Consider the following 14432-nt stretch of genomic DNA (forward strand, 5'->3'; position numbering starts at 1 on the left):
ATTGATTCTATTTTCAGAAAGATATTCCTACAATGCAACTATGTAATAATATAGTAATAAGTATATGATAATGCTATTTTAAGGCGTATGAAGAACATAGTCAAGGTGTTTTGTGTATAAAGGAACCTTGCAATCCAATTCTTCGACCCTACAACCCCGCCACGTACTCGCCTATCACCTTCACCTTTTCATCCGATAACAGCGTGGGCGTGTACTTTATAAGTGTATTCTTCACCTCATCCCCACCAGGTCCACTATGCCACGTTGTTTCCAGCGAGCGGTCAGTCCACCCCCTCGCCGTTCCCCCCGAAATCACCACCACCGCCCTCCTCCCGATAACGCTTACCCCCGGCCCCCTTGTAGGGCACAAACGCCGGGACATGCCGCCGGTATCGTTCGTACTCTTCGCCGAACAGCCTGACCAGTCTATTCTCTTCCAGCAATACAATATACCGGGCGATGATGAACAGCGCCGCCCACGGCGCGATGAACAGAAGATCGGCACACCAGATGACCAACAGCGGCGGCAGCGCTATCATGAGCGTGGCGTAGAGCGGATGCCTGACGTAATTGAACGGCCCGCACGTTACCAGCCTGTTCTCACCGCCCATCAGGTTGACTTTTATCAGGTGCAGGGTGGAGCGAAACCACATCATACCCGCCACGCAGAAAACGACGCAGGGGATCGTCAGGGCGATTTGGATTTCCCTGGTCAGAGAAACGGGAAAGGACACGTGCCGGCGAAGGGCGACGGTCAAGACCTCCAGCGCCAATCCCGCCGACAAAAGGTACAAACCCGAGCCAAGCAGGTTCTTGAACCCCTTTAAAATCGTGCGTATCCCGTCCTGTATTCTCATTGAAATTATTGTCCCCCCGGCCGTATCTTCTCTTACTCTTTTCCCCCTACAACCCCGCCACGTACTCGTCGATCGCCTTTACCTTGTCCTCGGAGAGCGCCTTCGGCGTATGCTTTTCGAGGATGTTTTTGACCTCATCCCCCATCAAATCCGCCATGTCGTGTTCCTTATCCAGGTCGAAGTGCTTTCTGTTGATGTACTTGGGCGGCAGCCACAGGGATTTGCGGAAGCTCCTTGACGTGTGGGGATGGGTGAGGTACAGCCCCCCCGATCTCGCCACGTCGTCTATCACGTCCACCGCCAGGGCGTCGTCGGACAGATCCACCTTCTTGAAAATCTGCCGCGCCCGGCCGATCATCATGTCGGTCATCACCAGCATCCGGGCGTCGTAGAGCTCGCCGTGGGCCAGGTAGCCCACGTCGTGGGCCAGGGTGGTCCCGGCCATCACCGCAAGGCTGATGCCCTCGTACGCCTCCATCGCCGCCTGGGCGTCTATGGAAAAGGCGTCGCTGGAGCCGGCGGTGCCCCAGGTGGGAAGTTTGTAATACCTCCCCAGGTCCGCGTACATGGCGACGGTCCGAAACCAGACCGGATCGCCGTAGCAGACGATGGTGGACTTCATGTCCATGGCCGAGGTGTTCGCCCCGTAGATGAACTGGACGTCGTCTCTTCTGAGGGTGGCCAGCACCAGCCCCGCAAGGCACTCCGCCCCGCCCTGGACCACGCCGCCCTCGGGCGTCACCGGGGCGCCGGAGCCGCAGTTTGCCCCGGCGGCGTAGAGCATCGGCACCCGGTTCTCGGCGCAGAACAGCAGCCTCTCGCAGCTTGCGTCGTCCATGATGAGGGGGGAGATTGGCTCGAGGTACGCGATGAAGAAGGGTTTTTTTCGAAGGGTCTCCGCGTCCCCCGCCGTGATCTTCGCGATTTCGTGCACCTGGGAAAGATCCGCAAGCCCCGTGCACGTCGTGACGATGGGCTTGGTGGTGTGTTTCGCCATCTCGGCGAAGACCGCGGCATAGAGCCGCGTGGGCGGGACGTCCGACGGCAGCGCCATGGACATGATGAAATCGAAGCCGGGGAGCCTGTCCGCGATGGTGACGTTGGCGGCGACATCGGAGAGGACTGAGTGTCTCCGCCGGTGCGTGTCCAGGTCGATGTTGTAGAGGGCGTCGGACCCCGTGCCGAAATAGGTCTTTCCCATCTCGATTTTTATCGGATTTTCCCCGTCCCGGTCGTAGAGCTTCATGCACCGGACGTCGTCCTTGTATCGACAGCGGATCTTCTCCAGCGCCTCGTCCACCAGCCGGGCGGGGATGAGGACGCGGCCATCATCGTCCTTCTTCGCCCCGGCGGAGAGGTAGAGGTCGATTGACTCCTCGTGACCGATCTTCACGCCGGTCTGCTCCAGCACCCGGACGGATGCCTTGTGGAGCACGTCGGATTTCTTGGGCGTCAGGAAAAATGATCTCGGCATGGCGTCCTCCTTTCGTTGGAACCCACGTGGTATGCCCACCTTGCCAACCACGAAAGCGATTGTCAAACCATTTTTTAAAAAAGTTCGGGGGGCGATTCTTCAAAATCGCCCCCCGAATGTGTTTCCGATTGCCTCTCTCCAGTCCGCTTCGGGCGGGAGCACCGTTACCCGTTCCTGTTGAACACGACAATGTCACGATCGCCCAGGCCGAAAATGGCCCCCTGGATGAGCCGGGTCATGTAGATGCTCTGTTCGATGTTCAGATAGAGTCCCCGCTGATCGGAGTGTTTCCGCCGGTGTGTTTTCGCCTCTTCTTCCGACCGGAAGAATACCGACTTCCGTCAGAACGCGTCGACGATACTCGGCTCGTCGAGGTTCGGGATATCAACCAGTGGGACAAAGAGCCGGGGGTCCGGGTCGGTGCGGACCGAGTAGTTCATATCGCTGTCAAAATCGATGTCCACCGGATCGCCCGTGGCCCAGCATGAACTCCTCAACTCGAACGCCATACGCCTTTGCAATAATTGCCCTTGCACGAAGGGCACCGCTATCGCGTCGATAGCTCAGGCGGCGTAGATGAATTCCCCGGTGGAGAACGTCATGTGGTGGGGTGTGGGCTCTGCGGTGACCGGGTAGGCCCAGGTCACGTTCTCGCCATCGACGCGGTAGAGGAAGACCATGTGCTCCTCCAGCTCGTCGACGATCACGTCCAACTCGTTTCTGGACATGGCAAGCTCCCCCGCGATGTAGTCCGGGGAGAGGGATTTCCCCCTCCGAGGGATTTCGGTGACGACGAAATCCCGGACCAGGTGATGCTTCGGCGTCATGAACCTGAGGCTCTTTCGACCCTTCCCGGCGCCGTCCTTCAGCCCCCTCCTGAGCAAACAGGGGGGGATCGGTATCATGAAACGCCCCAGGCCGAGATAGCAGCAGCCTTCCAGGGAGATGATCTTTCCAGCGGCTGCGGCCCCATCGGGCGTCGCCAACCCGCCGGCGGCCGCAGCGGCGTTCTGGAGCTTCATCATGTCCGTTCGGTCGTCCCTTTCGGTCATAAGTCTCCTCCCGTGTGTGATGCCAAATAATGTAATTTTCCGCATAAACAAGAGGTCCGGGCGGGGAGCGCCCGGTGCCGATAAAAACGTCGTCATCCTTCTATACGAGGCCCCTCTTCTTTGCCATGCTGAAAAACTGCTCCGACGTATCGGCCGGGAGGGCCCTAAGCTGGGCCTCGGGCCGGAGGTGAAGGGCGGCCGCGCCGGTGGGGCAGTCGGTCACGCACAGGCCGCAGCCGATGCAGCGATCCTCATCCACCCGGGCCGCATCGCTCCCTTCGGAAAGGACGATCGCCTCCATCTGGCAGCGGTCGATGCAGACGCCGCAGCCCGTACAGTCGTCCGGGTCGACGGCGGCCCGATGGTTGGATATGACCATCTCGGCGGGCTTTGGAAACTGCTTGATGGAGCTCAGCACGCCGCAGCAGTCCCCGCAGCAGTTGCACATCCCCGACGGGTTTCGGGACGTGGCGGGCTGGGTGACGAGGCCGTCTTCCCGGGCGCGCTGCAGGATGGAAAGCGCCTCGTCCGCGTCGATTTTTCGGCCCAGGTTATGATCGAGATAATACTGTGCCATGGAGCCGAACATGAAACACGCCTCCATGACCTTGCCGCATCCCTTCCCTAGGGTGTCCTGAAGCTTCCGGCAGATGCAATCGGTGACGACGATGAGGTCCTTGCTTTTAATGATTGCCGCGGCGTCTTCATATGACGCGATTCTCTGTCCCGCCGGAATCGATTCCATCACCGGCACGGTCCGGAGAAAGTATTCGGCGCTTTCGCCGACGGCCCGGAAAAAGCCCTCCTGGTAGTAGCGATCCACAAGTCGGGCCATCTCTGGCGTCAGGTTTTTTACCCGAAACTCGAAGAGCCCGTGGACGAAGGGAATGGCGCCGTATTTGACCTCCCCCTTCTTTTCGAGCCGGAAGAGAAGTCCGCTTTTCGCCATCTCCTTCAGGCGTCGGGCGGTGGTGTCCCCGTCCATCCCCAGCCGATTCGCGACGCTTTCCGGCGTCTCCAGGGCGTGGCTCAGACCAAGGAAGAGCTCCGCGTCCTCCTCCGAAAACAAGAGCTTGAGTATCTCCAGCTCGACCCCGGATTGGGTTTCCGGAAACCCCAGGGAATAGTTATTCAGCCTTCGCTGCAGCTTTCGATAGATATCATCTGTCATCCTCGTCGTCCCCCGTGTCTGTGAATATGCGATCCAGGACGATGTCCGTCCAACTTCTTTCTCATCGCCGTTTTTTTTGCATCTTATCACATTTTTTTCGGAAACGAAAACACAGGGATGCGGCGGGGGCCTTTATTTTCTGTGGTATTTCAGAAAAGATCATGATAGTATATCGCCGCTTTCATTCGTCCGGGCAATACCGTTACGATCGCATCCTTTCCGACGCGGGAGAGGTCCCATGAACCGAATCTACTGGTTTTACCTGCTACTGGCCATTCTGACCGAGGTGGCGGGCACCGTCTTTCTGAAGCTGTCCGACGGCATGACGAAAATCGTGCCGATAGTGCTGACCTTCATCCTCTACGGCGTCAGCTTCGTCTTCCTGGGCCTGTGCCTCAAGAAGATCGACGTGGCCGTCTCGTACGCCATCTGGTCCGGGCTGGGGACGGCTCTCATCACCGTCGTCGGCTTTTTGTATTTCAAGGAACCGATGAGCGTCCTAAAGGTAGTCTCCATCGGGCTGATTATCGTCGGCGTGGTGGGCCTGAACCTGACGGACACCCATTGATCTGAGTGTATAAAACAAAGGATCATCATGAAAACGGGAGTCGCGTACTTTGAAACGAGAAACCTCCGCCACGTCCGCGAGGACCTCGAGGACATGGTGGATCACTCCTGCACCTTCGTGGTTCACTGCTATCCGGAGTACGACCTCAACTTCAACTCGCTGGTCATGCGGGACATCGTGGCCATGACCCGGGACATGGGGATGGAGACCTATATCAATCCCTGGGGCCTGGGACGGGTATTCGGCGGCCCGGAGCCCTATTCCCATTTCATCGCCGAGCATCCCGAGGAGTGCCAGAAAAACGCCGACGGCTCCCACGCGCCCCTGGCGTGCCTGAACAGCGAGCCGTTTCGGGAGTTCATGCGCTCCTGGGTCGACTCGGCGGCCGAAACCCGCGCCGACGCCGTCTTCTGGGACGAGCCCCACTTTCACTTCACCACCGACGTCTTTTTCCGGGATCCGAGGCCGGACGAGTGGTCTTGCCGCTGCGGGCGGTGCACAAAGCTCTTTTTTGAAAAGTTCAATCGGGAGATGCCGACGGTCATGGACGACGATGTCATCCGCTTCCGGGACGATAACGTGGTGTCGTTTCTGGCAATGCTGTGTGATTACGCCCATGAAAAGGGAATGAAAAACATCGTGTGCGTTCTCCCCGACGAAAATCCGCTGTACGGCACCTCCTCATGGGATAAGGTCGCCGCCATCGAATCTCTCGACGTCTTCGGCACCGATCCGTACTGGATGATCCATGACAAGCCCCTGGACGAATACGTCCGCTCGACGTGCCGGCGGGTGATGGATCTCTCTTCCCGGCAAGGCATCGAGGCCCAGCTCTGGGTACAGGCCTTTCTCATCTGGCAGGGGAGAGAGGAGGAGGTCCAGCAGGCCGTGGAGATCATGGTCGAGGAGGGTGTGGAGAACATCGCCGCATGGGCCTACAACGGCAGCGCCTACTGGAACCACAAGTGCCAGGATCACGAGGCGGTCTGGCGCATACTGGGCGAGGCCTTCGCCGCGGCCCACAAAAAATAACACGGACCAATCCGAGAAGATATGAAATAAACGAAAACGCCCCCATCGGCGACGACGGGGGCGTTGGTGTATATGCGCGTTATTACTGCGCGATTTTTTTATCCTTTGTTTGTGAACGATGGGCCAGAGCCCTGTGTCATCTCGCCCCCGGAGTCATACCGTCTGTGCTATCGGTGGTATCGCTTCCTGACTGTGCGGCCAGTGTCGCCCGGCGCACCGTCTCGGACGCCCGCTCGATTACCTTCATGACATTCTCTTTAATGTCGCTGGTTGTCCTGCGCAGATCGATATTCAGCTCATACTTGCCCTGGGGCTTCAGAAACTTCATGACCTTCAGGTAGAATTTATTTTCCTTCACCCAGGTCCTGGTCAGCCGCTTGGCGTAGGCGGCGACGAGGGCGTTGAAAAAGTCGAACCGATAGAAGCGTCTGATCACCTCCAGGGTCGAGTAAAATCTGCGGTGTCCCGTTATCTGGGCCTTCTGAAGACAGTACGGCTCCACCTTTTTCGGATTGAAGACCACATGATGCCCGTCGTAGAAGCTCCAGTCCCGAATGATGATGCGATCATCGTTTTTCAGGTCTTCATATACCGGCGTGCCCGGGAACGGCGTGAGGATGAGAAACTGCACCGAATCGATGGCGTTTCTTTTTGCGAACCTCACGGTTTCTGAAAACGTCTTTTGGTCGTCCTGGTCGAACCCGAAGACGAACATGCCGTGGACGCTGATGTTGTGCTCCCGAAATCCTCTCAGACCCTCCTCCATATCCTCCAGTGTCTGTTTCTTCTGCATCCCCTCGAGGCTCGCGGGGGAGACGCTCTCAAGCCCCAAAAAAACCGTACGCAGACCAGCCCTGTACATCAGCTTTAAAAGCTCATGGTCTTTTCCCGCCTCCACCCGAATCTGGGCGGACGAGATGAAAGAGAACTTTTCCTCGATCATCCGGGTAAGCAGCAGCTTCGCCCGCTTGGGATGTGCGACAAAATTGTCATCGTAGAAAAATATCGAGTTTTTCTTGTGATCGTAGGTCCTCAGTTCGGTGATAATGCTCTCCACGTCCCGATAGCGCATCCTGCGCCCGAACATCCGAGTGACGGAGCAGAAGTTGCAGTTGTAGGGACAGCCCCGGGAGGTCTGTATCGGCACCACCCGCCGTGTCCACCCCTTCTTATGAAACATGTTGGTGCCGAGGAGCGTAAAGTCCGGCTCGGGAAGCTCATTGAGGTCGATGAGGTTTTGATCGACCGGGTTGTGAACCGCCTGCTGATCGTGCCAGTAAGAGAGCCCCGGCACATCGACAAGGCTTCCTTTTCCCTCCAGCGCGTCCACCAGCATCGGGAGCGATCGCTCACCCTCGCCCCGGATAACGAAATCGGCGTTCACCATTCCCTCCTCGGGCATGAAGGTGACATGCGATCCGCCCAGGACCGTCAGGATACCCAGTTCCCGAAGGGTCTTGGCCATCTCGTAGGCCCGGGGCGCCGTGGAGGTCGTGGTCGATATCCCGACAAGCTCCGATCCGGTCACGTCGTCCCAGGGAATCTCCCCCATGGATTCAACGATCACATTTACGTCGTGCCCCTGATCCTTCAGGATGGTGCCCAGAAGCACCGTCCCCAGCCGGGGAAGGGGATACAGGGAAAAAATATGGAAATCCGGGCTGGTCGGCTCGATGAGCGTAACTTTCATGATATGATTCCTTTCATTGTCGTATCGCTGTCAATCGAGAATGAGAAAAGCGAAAGGCGGGTACCGATATTGCGAACCACCCGATTTGTGTGGGTGGTAATGAGGTTCCTTATATGTCGTATGTTATGTGTGCAATTGTATCATGAGGCCGTTATCCGTACAAGAAGAATGTGCGAAAACGAAGGGAAATGAACGGTGTGCTCTCGCCTTTTCCCGCCGGCGAGCGCCCTCGATTGTGTCACCACACTGTTCCGATACCTTCACGTGCGTCATGGGAATCGACAAAAAAATTACAATTTTGTCACATGTCGAACAATATTGTGTTATTTTTCGGGAAATGGTATATTTATTGGTTTCACATGCACCGCATGCGGTATCGCTCTGTGTCAGGCGAAAAAATACATCAATCTTTTCAAGTTGTTGTAAGCCACACAGTACGAACCGCATCAGATACCTCTTGAAATTTCGGGCGATTTATGGCATTGCTATTGCATTAGATTGTAAGACGCCGTTTCACCGATGTTCATCGGCTAAAAACGGTCTTTCTCAATAGAACGCTTTTTCACCTGTGAGGTTACCCTGTGCTCTACCAGGCGCCATACAACACCTTTTCGGAATTTGTCATCGTTCGGGACGAGGATCTCTGTATCTCATGCCGGGTCTGCGAGCGCCAGTGTTCCTACGGCGCCCATATCTACGATCCCGAAACCGACACCATGGGAGAAATCCACGACAAGTGCGTGGACTGCCACCGCTGCGAGGCCCTCTGCCCCACCGGGGCAATCACCATCAAGGAGAATCCGAGGGATTTCAAGGGGAACGCCAACTGGACCGACTATTACATCAAGAACGTCTACAAACAGGCGTCCACCGGAGGCGTGCTCCTGACCGGCATGGGCAACGACAAGCCCTACCCCATTTACTGGGATCGCCTGCTGCTCGACGCAAGCCAGGTGACGAATCCCTCCATTGATCCATTGCGTGAGCCGATGGAGCTGACCTCGTTTCTGGGCCGAAAGCCGGACAGCCTCGAGATCGAAAAGGAAGACGGAAAGCTCCGTCTCAAGACTCCGCTTGAGCCCCAGATCAGGCTTGAATACCCGATTGTCTTTTCGGCCATGAGCTACGGCGCCCTCAATTACAACGCGCACCTGGCCATGGCGAGGGCGGCGAAGAAGACCGGCATCGCCTATAACACCGGCGAGGGAGGGCTGCATCCCACGCTGTACGACTACGGCCGGTGGACCATCGTCCAGGTGGCGTCGGGAAGGTTCGGCGTCCATTCCGATTACCTCAACGCAGGATGCGGCATCGAGATCAAGATCGGCCAGGGGGCCAAGCCGGGAATCGGCGGTCACCTGCCGGGGGAGAAGGTGGGCGAGGGCATCAGCCTGACCAGGATGATCCCCACCGGCACCGACGCCCTGTCTCCGGCGCCCCATCACGATATCTACTCCATCGAGGATCTCCGCCAGCTCATTTACGCCCTCAAGGAGGCGTCGGATTACACCAAGCCGGTCTCGGTGAAGATCGCCGCGGTACACAACGTGGCCGCCATTGCCTCAGGCATCGTCCGGGCCGGGGCGGACATCGTGACCATCGACGGGCTGAGGGGCGGCACCGGAGCCGCCCCCACCATGATCCGGGATAATGTGGGCATCCCGTTGGAGCTGGCCCTGGCCGCGGTGGACACCCGGCTCCGGGAGGAGGGGATACGAAACCAGGCCTCGATTCTGGCGGCGGGGAGCGTCCGCTGCAGCGCCGACGTGGTCAAGGCCATCGCCCTCGGGGCCGACGCGGTATACATCGGCACCGCCGCCCTCATCGCCATGGGGTGCGGCATGTGTCAGCGCTGTTATACCGGCAAGTGTCCCTGGGGCATCACCACCAACGATCCGTACCTGGCAAAGCGCCTCAACCCGGACATCGCCACGGAACGGCTGGTGAACCTGATACACGCCTGGGGCCACGAAATCCAGGAGATGATGGGCGGCATGGGCCTGAACGCCATCGAGAGCCTCAGGGGAAACCGGGAAAAACTCCGGGGCGTGGGACTCAGCCGCGTGGAAATGGATATCCTCGGCGTCAAGCACGCCGGGGAGTAATCATGTTGACCGATCATATCACATCGTACAACACCGAGGGACGTCTCGTGAGAGGGCCGTCCGTTATGAACAGAGGAAGACATCGTGAAGCACCGATATGTCATCGCCGTTGAGGATGTCTGCATCGGGTGCCGGCTGTGCGAGATCGCCTGTATCGTCGAGCATTCGGACACGAAAGACATCATCAAGGCGTACAAACAGGAAAAGCGTCCCCTGCCCCGCTCACACGTGGAGGAGGAGGGGCCGGTATCCCTGTCGGTCACGTGCCGACATTGCGACGATCCGCACTGCGTCTCGGCGTGCATCACCGGGGCCATGCAAAAAAATCCGGACGGCCGGGTGACGGTCAACCAGGAAAAATGCGTCGGATGCTGGTCGTGTGTGATGGCATGTCCCTACGGCGCGGTCACCATGGATAAAAACGCCAAGAAATCGGTCAAATGCGATCTGTGCGGCGACCGGGACGTGCCCGCGTGCGTGGCCGCCTGCCCCAATCGTGCGCTCATCGTCATAGAGGAGGAGGCGGGATGAACTACGTGATAATCGGAGGCGGCGTTGCGGGGCTGGGCTGCGTGGAGGGTATCCGAAGCGTCGATACGGAAGGTGCAATAACGCTGATTACCGAGGAGATGCATCCCCCCTACTCCCGTCCGGGCATCAGCTACTGGCTGTCGGGCAAGCTCACTGATTCCGGCATGCCACTTCGGGAGAAAGATTTCTACGACTCCCTCAAAGTAATCGTGAAGACCGGGGCCACGGCCGTGGGGATCGACACAAAAAAGAACTTCGTCACCCTCGAGAACGGGGAAACGGTCCCCTATGACCGGCTCCTGATCGCCACCGGCGGCGTACCGATCTTCCCTCCCATCACCGGCACCGACGGCGCCCCGGATCCCGATCGGAGGATATTCACCTTCACCACCTATCGGGACGCCAAAGAGATACTGACGCGTAAAGACGCCATACAGAAGGCCGTGGTCATTGGCGGCGGTCTGATCGGCCTGAAGGCGGCGGAGGCGCTGAACGACATCGGTGTACAGGTGACGGTCCTTGAGCTGATGGATCGCGTCCTCTCCCAGGCGTTCGATGATATCGCCGGCGAAATGGCCAGAAAACGCCTTGATCGCGCGGGAATCGTCGTCATCACCGGCGATACGGTTGACGAGGTCCTCACCGACGGCAGTGCCGTCACGGGCGTGCGGCTTCGCACGGGATCGGAGATCGAAACCGACGCCGTTGTGGTGGCCATCGGCGTGCGTCCCAACCTGGATCTGGCCGAAGCCGCCGGGCTGACGGTGGACCGGGGCATTGTGGTGGACGACACACTCACCACCTCGGATACGCATATCTACGCCGCCGGAGACACGGCATCCGCCTACGATATCATTGCGAAAGAGAAACGGGTCACCCCCATCCTCCCCAACGCCTACCGGCAGGGAAGGCAGGCGGGCCGAAATATGGCCGGCGCCGACGAAACCTATGAGGGCGGCCTTCCCATGAACGCCATCGGTTTTTACGGGCTGGATACCATCAGTATCGGCCTGGTCAATCCGGAAGAGGATCAAGACCTCACCGTGCTGACACGCCTTGATGAAGAAGCGGAGACCTATCGAAAACTGGTGCTGGACAAAGGAAGGCTTCTGGGCGTTGTTTTGGTGGGGGATGTGGCCCGGGCGGGGATTTTCGCGGGACTCATTCGGGACGGTGTGGACGTGGCGGGCCTGGAGGAGCGGATGCTCTCGCCGGACTTCGGCCACGTTCATCTGGACACGGACGTACGAAAGGAAAGGCTGGGACGATGAGCAACCATCACTACCAGAAGGACATCAGCGGCTGCGGGCTCTCGGGCATCATCAACAGAAAGGGCGAGCGCATTTCCGGATCGGTGGTCACCCGATCCATCGCCAACCAGCACGATCGGGGAAACGGCCTGGGGGGCGGCTTCGCCGCGTACGGCATCTATCCCGACTACAAGGATCTCTACGCCCTCCACATCATGTACGATCACGAAGACGCCCAGACGAACACCGAGCGGTACCTGAGAAAACACATGGACGTCGAACAGCAGGAGAAGATTCCCACCCGTCCAACCGAGAAGATAGAGTCCCCTCCCCGCCTGATGCGCTACTTCACTCAACCGGTGCTCACCGATACCGAAAAAAAGAGAATCGAAGAAAAAGTCGCCTCAATCGACGATATCATGGTCTCCCGTGTTATGGACATCAACGACACCATCGAGGGGGCCTTCGTCTTTTCCAGCGGGAAAAACATGGGCGCCTTCAAGGGGGTGGGATTCCCCGAAGACATCAGCGAGTTTTTCATGCTGGAGGAATATTCCGGCCACATATGGACCGCACACAACCGATTTCCCACGAACACCCCCGGCTGGTGGGGAGGCGCCCATCCCTTCACGATCCTGGACTGGTCCATCGTTCACAACGGGGAGATATCCTCCTACGGCATCAACAAGCGATACCTGGAGATGTTCGGCTACAAGTGCACCCTGCTGACCGATACCGAGGTGGTGGCGTACATGCTGGATCTCCTCATCCGCCGCCACGGCCTCTCTATTGATGTGGCGTGCATGGCGCTCTCCTCGCCGTTCTGGCAGGAGCTGGCATACGCGGACCCGGAAGAGGCAAAGGTCATGGAAGCCATACGAATGATATACGGCCCGGCGCTCCTCAACGGACCGTTTGCCATCCTCTTCGCAAACAACGAGGGCTTGGTGGGATTGAACGACCGGGTCAAGCTTCGCCCCCTGGTGGTGGCGGTCAAGGGGGATGTCACATACATGTCGTCCGAAGAAAGCGCCATCCGCGAAATCTGCCCCGATCCGGACAAGGTCTGGGCGCCCATCGCGGGAGAGCCGGTAATCGCGCTCTTGGATTCCGCCCGACAGGACAGCAAAAAAACCGTGGCGTAACGGGATGCCCGGATGAATTCCATCCGGAAAAAACAGAAACTGGAGACAGCGATGCAGGATATATCTCACGCGATCAGCACAGAAAACGGCACAGTCACCATCGATTGCGCCGGCATCTATTACCGCGACCTCAATCATGCCATTCGCCGCATGACGGAGGCGGGTCATGCGCATTTTACGCTTACCAACATCAATGGACAGAGATACATCGCCGACGGCATCAAGGCGGAGATGAGCATCGACATCCACGGCACGCCGGGCCAGGACCTGGGGGCGTTCATGAACGGTCCCATCGTCAGGGTGCACAGCAACGCCCAGGACGGCGTGGGAAACACCATGGACGGCGGCAAAATCGCCATCAACGGCATAGCGGGAGACGTCTGCGGCTACGCCATGAGGGGAGGCAAGATACATATAAAGGAGGACTGCGGGTACCGCGTGGGCATCCATATGAAGGAATACTACGAAAAGGTCCCGGTCATCATCGTGGGCGGCAAGGCCGGGGATTTCTTCGGCGAATACATGGCGGGGGGCCGCCTGATACTCCTGGGAATGTACAGCAATCACCCGGAGCGCCCCACTGCCGGACTCTTTATGGGCACCGGCATGCACGGCGGCTCGATTTTCGTCCGGGGAGAGGTTGAGCGGCGCTATCTGGGTAAAGAGCTGGGGGTTGCAACGCCCACCGACCAGGAAATGGAAATTTTAGAATACAATCTCCTGGATTTCGCCCGGGACTTCGACCTGGATCACACGGAGATCATGTCTCAACCCTTTTACAAGTACCATCCCACATCCCTTCGTCCCTACGGGAACATGTACGCATACTGAGACACACACGCCCCATCTCCCGCCGACCGTCGGAACGCATCATCGCACTATACACACGCCTCCCCCGGCGTGTTTTTCATTCCAATCTCCAGTACGTCGCACCGCGGCCTCTTCAGTAATGGATGAAGACGCACACGTTTTTTCTTTTCTTCAGCACTTTTTTCCTTTATACTGAAAGCATATAAAACGCTCTCTACCGCTATTTCCCTTTTCTTGAAATGAGGCCGACAGATGAGCGATAAAACCGTATCGAATGTGGCGATTCGTGTGACCCTCGACGCCACCGAAGAGATCTTGGGGCTCAACGGCCTGAAGTCTATTCTCAACTACGCGGGCCTCGCCTACCTCCTGGAGAACAAGCCGGACTACTCCCTGGAAAAAAATTACACCGAAAAAGAGTTCTCGGGGATTACCGCCAGCTACTACCAGGTGCTGGGGACCTCCGGGGCCAAGGCGATCATGCGTCAAATCGGCAGGGGACTGGCTAAAATATCCATAGAGGCGGGCCTGTACAATCACCTGACCGACCTTCCTCCGAATGAGCGCTTTTTCAAGATGATGGAGATCTACGTGATGGCCACCGGCAAGGGGCGGGTCTATTCCGAAGGTGATGTCGTCGTATACGACAATCCTATCTGCTCCAACTGCACGGAGCTGAAGGAAGAGACGCCGGTGTGCACGGCGCTCAACGGAACGTTCGACGAATACGCCGCATGGGCGGGCTTC

General features: G+C 58.1%; 14 protein-coding genes. 8 read left to right on the plus strand and 6 right to left on the minus strand.

Translation table 11 applies throughout. The features are described from left to right. Positions 1-281: 281 nt before the first annotated feature. From JW885_09940 to JW885_09960, 5 genes are all read right to left on the minus strand, one after another. Entirely contained in the window at positions 282-857 is a 576-nt protein-coding gene (locus tag JW885_09940) for an isoprenylcysteine carboxylmethyltransferase family protein (GenBank protein MBN1882482.1), read from the minus strand. Positions 858-903: 46 nt separating this feature from the next. Beyond that, on the minus strand, positions 904-2331 hold the full coding sequence (locus tag JW885_09945) for a trimethylamine methyltransferase family protein (GenBank protein ID MBN1882483.1): 1428 nt from the start codon (positions 2329-2331) through the stop codon (positions 904-906). A 341-nt stretch (positions 2332-2672) separates the two neighbouring features. Next, entirely contained in the window at positions 2673-2840 is a 168-nt protein-coding gene (locus JW885_09950) for a hypothetical protein (protein MBN1882484.1), read from the minus strand. Between the two features lie 54 nt (positions 2841-2894). After that, complete coding sequence (locus JW885_09955; GenBank protein MBN1882485.1) at positions 2895-3383, minus strand: hypothetical protein; 489 nt, start codon at positions 3381-3383, stop codon at positions 2895-2897. Positions 3384-3483: 100 nt separating this feature from the next. Continuing rightward, positions 3484-4554 (minus strand): 4Fe-4S binding protein, encoded by a 1071-nt coding sequence (locus tag JW885_09960; GenBank protein ID MBN1882486.1) that lies wholly within the window; start codon positions 4552-4554, stop codon positions 3484-3486. Positions 4555-4801: 247 nt separating this feature from the next. Between JW885_09960 and JW885_09965 the strand changes: the two genes are divergently transcribed. Together JW885_09965 and JW885_09970 are read left to right on the plus strand one after the other, a co-directional pair. Next, complete coding sequence (locus JW885_09965) at positions 4802-5122, plus strand: multidrug efflux SMR transporter (GenBank protein ID MBN1882487.1); 321 nt, start codon at positions 4802-4804, stop codon at positions 5120-5122. Between the two features lie 27 nt (positions 5123-5149). Further along, positions 5150-6154 (plus strand): hypothetical protein, encoded by a 1005-nt coding sequence (locus JW885_09970; GenBank protein MBN1882488.1) that lies wholly within the window; start codon positions 5150-5152, stop codon positions 6152-6154. Between the two features lie 136 nt (positions 6155-6290). Here JW885_09970 and JW885_09975 read toward each other — a convergent pair whose 3' ends face one another. Then, the gene (locus JW885_09975) at positions 6291-7844 is read right to left on the minus strand and encodes a B12-binding domain-containing radical SAM protein (GenBank protein ID MBN1882489.1); all 1554 of its coding nucleotides are present in this window, start codon (positions 7842-7844) and stop codon (positions 6291-6293) included. 581 nt (positions 7845-8425) lie between these two features. Between JW885_09975 and JW885_09980 the strand changes: the two genes are divergently transcribed. The 6 genes from JW885_09980 to JW885_10005 form a co-directional block, all read left to right on the plus strand. Further along, complete coding sequence (locus JW885_09980) at positions 8426-9949, plus strand: alpha-hydroxy-acid oxidizing protein (protein ID MBN1882490.1); 1524 nt, start codon at positions 8426-8428, stop codon at positions 9947-9949. Positions 9950-10033: 84 nt separating this feature from the next. After that, entirely contained in the window at positions 10034-10480 is a 447-nt protein-coding gene (locus JW885_09985) for a 4Fe-4S dicluster domain-containing protein (protein ID MBN1882491.1), read from the plus strand. Continuing rightward, the gene (locus JW885_09990) at positions 10477-11751 is read left to right on the plus strand and encodes an NAD(P)/FAD-dependent oxidoreductase (protein ID MBN1882492.1); all 1275 of its coding nucleotides are present in this window, start codon (positions 10477-10479) and stop codon (positions 11749-11751) included. The genes JW885_09985 and JW885_09990 overlap by 4 nt, the downstream gene beginning before the upstream one ends. After that, a complete protein-coding gene (locus JW885_09995) occupies positions 11748-12875 on the plus strand; it encodes a glutamine amidotransferase family protein (protein ID MBN1882493.1) in 1128 nt (375 codons plus the stop codon). The genes JW885_09990 and JW885_09995 overlap by 4 nt, the downstream gene beginning before the upstream one ends. Before the next feature lie 51 nt (positions 12876-12926). Next, positions 12927-13706, plus strand: coding sequence for a hypothetical protein (locus JW885_10000; protein MBN1882494.1), 780 nt, complete (start codon positions 12927-12929; stop codon positions 13704-13706). 231 nt (positions 13707-13937) lie between these two features. Then, on the plus strand, positions 13938-14432 hold a 495-nt coding region (locus JW885_10005; GenBank protein MBN1882495.1), incomplete at its 3' end, for a hypothetical protein.

The organism is Candidatus Zymogenaceae bacterium, assembly GCA_016931225.1.
GTDB lineage: Bacteria > Desulfobacterota > Zymogenia > Zymogenales > Zymogenaceae > JAFGFE01.

Coding starts and splice junctions, on each gene's coding strand:
- JW885_09995 (MBN1882493.1), top strand. CDS start 11,748: ATGAGCAACCATCACTACCAGAAGGACATCAGCGGCTGCGGGCTCTCG.
- JW885_09970 (MBN1882488.1), top strand. CDS start 5,150: ATGAAAACGGGAGTCGCGTACTTTGAAACGAGAAACCTCCGCCACGTC.
- JW885_09940 (MBN1882482.1), bottom strand. CDS start 857: ATGAGAATACAGGACGGGATACGCACGATTTTAAAGGGGTTCAAGAAC.
- JW885_10000 (MBN1882494.1), top strand. CDS start 12,927: ATGCAGGATATATCTCACGCGATCAGCACAGAAAACGGCACAGTCACC.
- JW885_09955 (MBN1882485.1), bottom strand. CDS start 3,383: ATGACCGAAAGGGACGACCGAACGGACATGATGAAGCTCCAGAACGCC.
- JW885_09945 (MBN1882483.1), bottom strand. CDS start 2,331: ATGCCGAGATCATTTTTCCTGACGCCCAAGAAATCCGACGTGCTCCAC.
- JW885_09975 (MBN1882489.1), bottom strand. CDS start 7,844: ATGAAAGTTACGCTCATCGAGCCGACCAGCCCGGATTTCCATATTTTT.
- JW885_09960 (MBN1882486.1), bottom strand. CDS start 4,554: ATGACAGATGATATCTATCGAAAGCTGCAGCGAAGGCTGAATAACTAT.
- JW885_09990 (MBN1882492.1), top strand. CDS start 10,477: ATGAACTACGTGATAATCGGAGGCGGCGTTGCGGGGCTGGGCTGCGTG.
- JW885_09950 (MBN1882484.1), bottom strand. CDS start 2,840: ATGGCGTTCGAGTTGAGGAGTTCATGCTGGGCCACGGGCGATCCGGTG.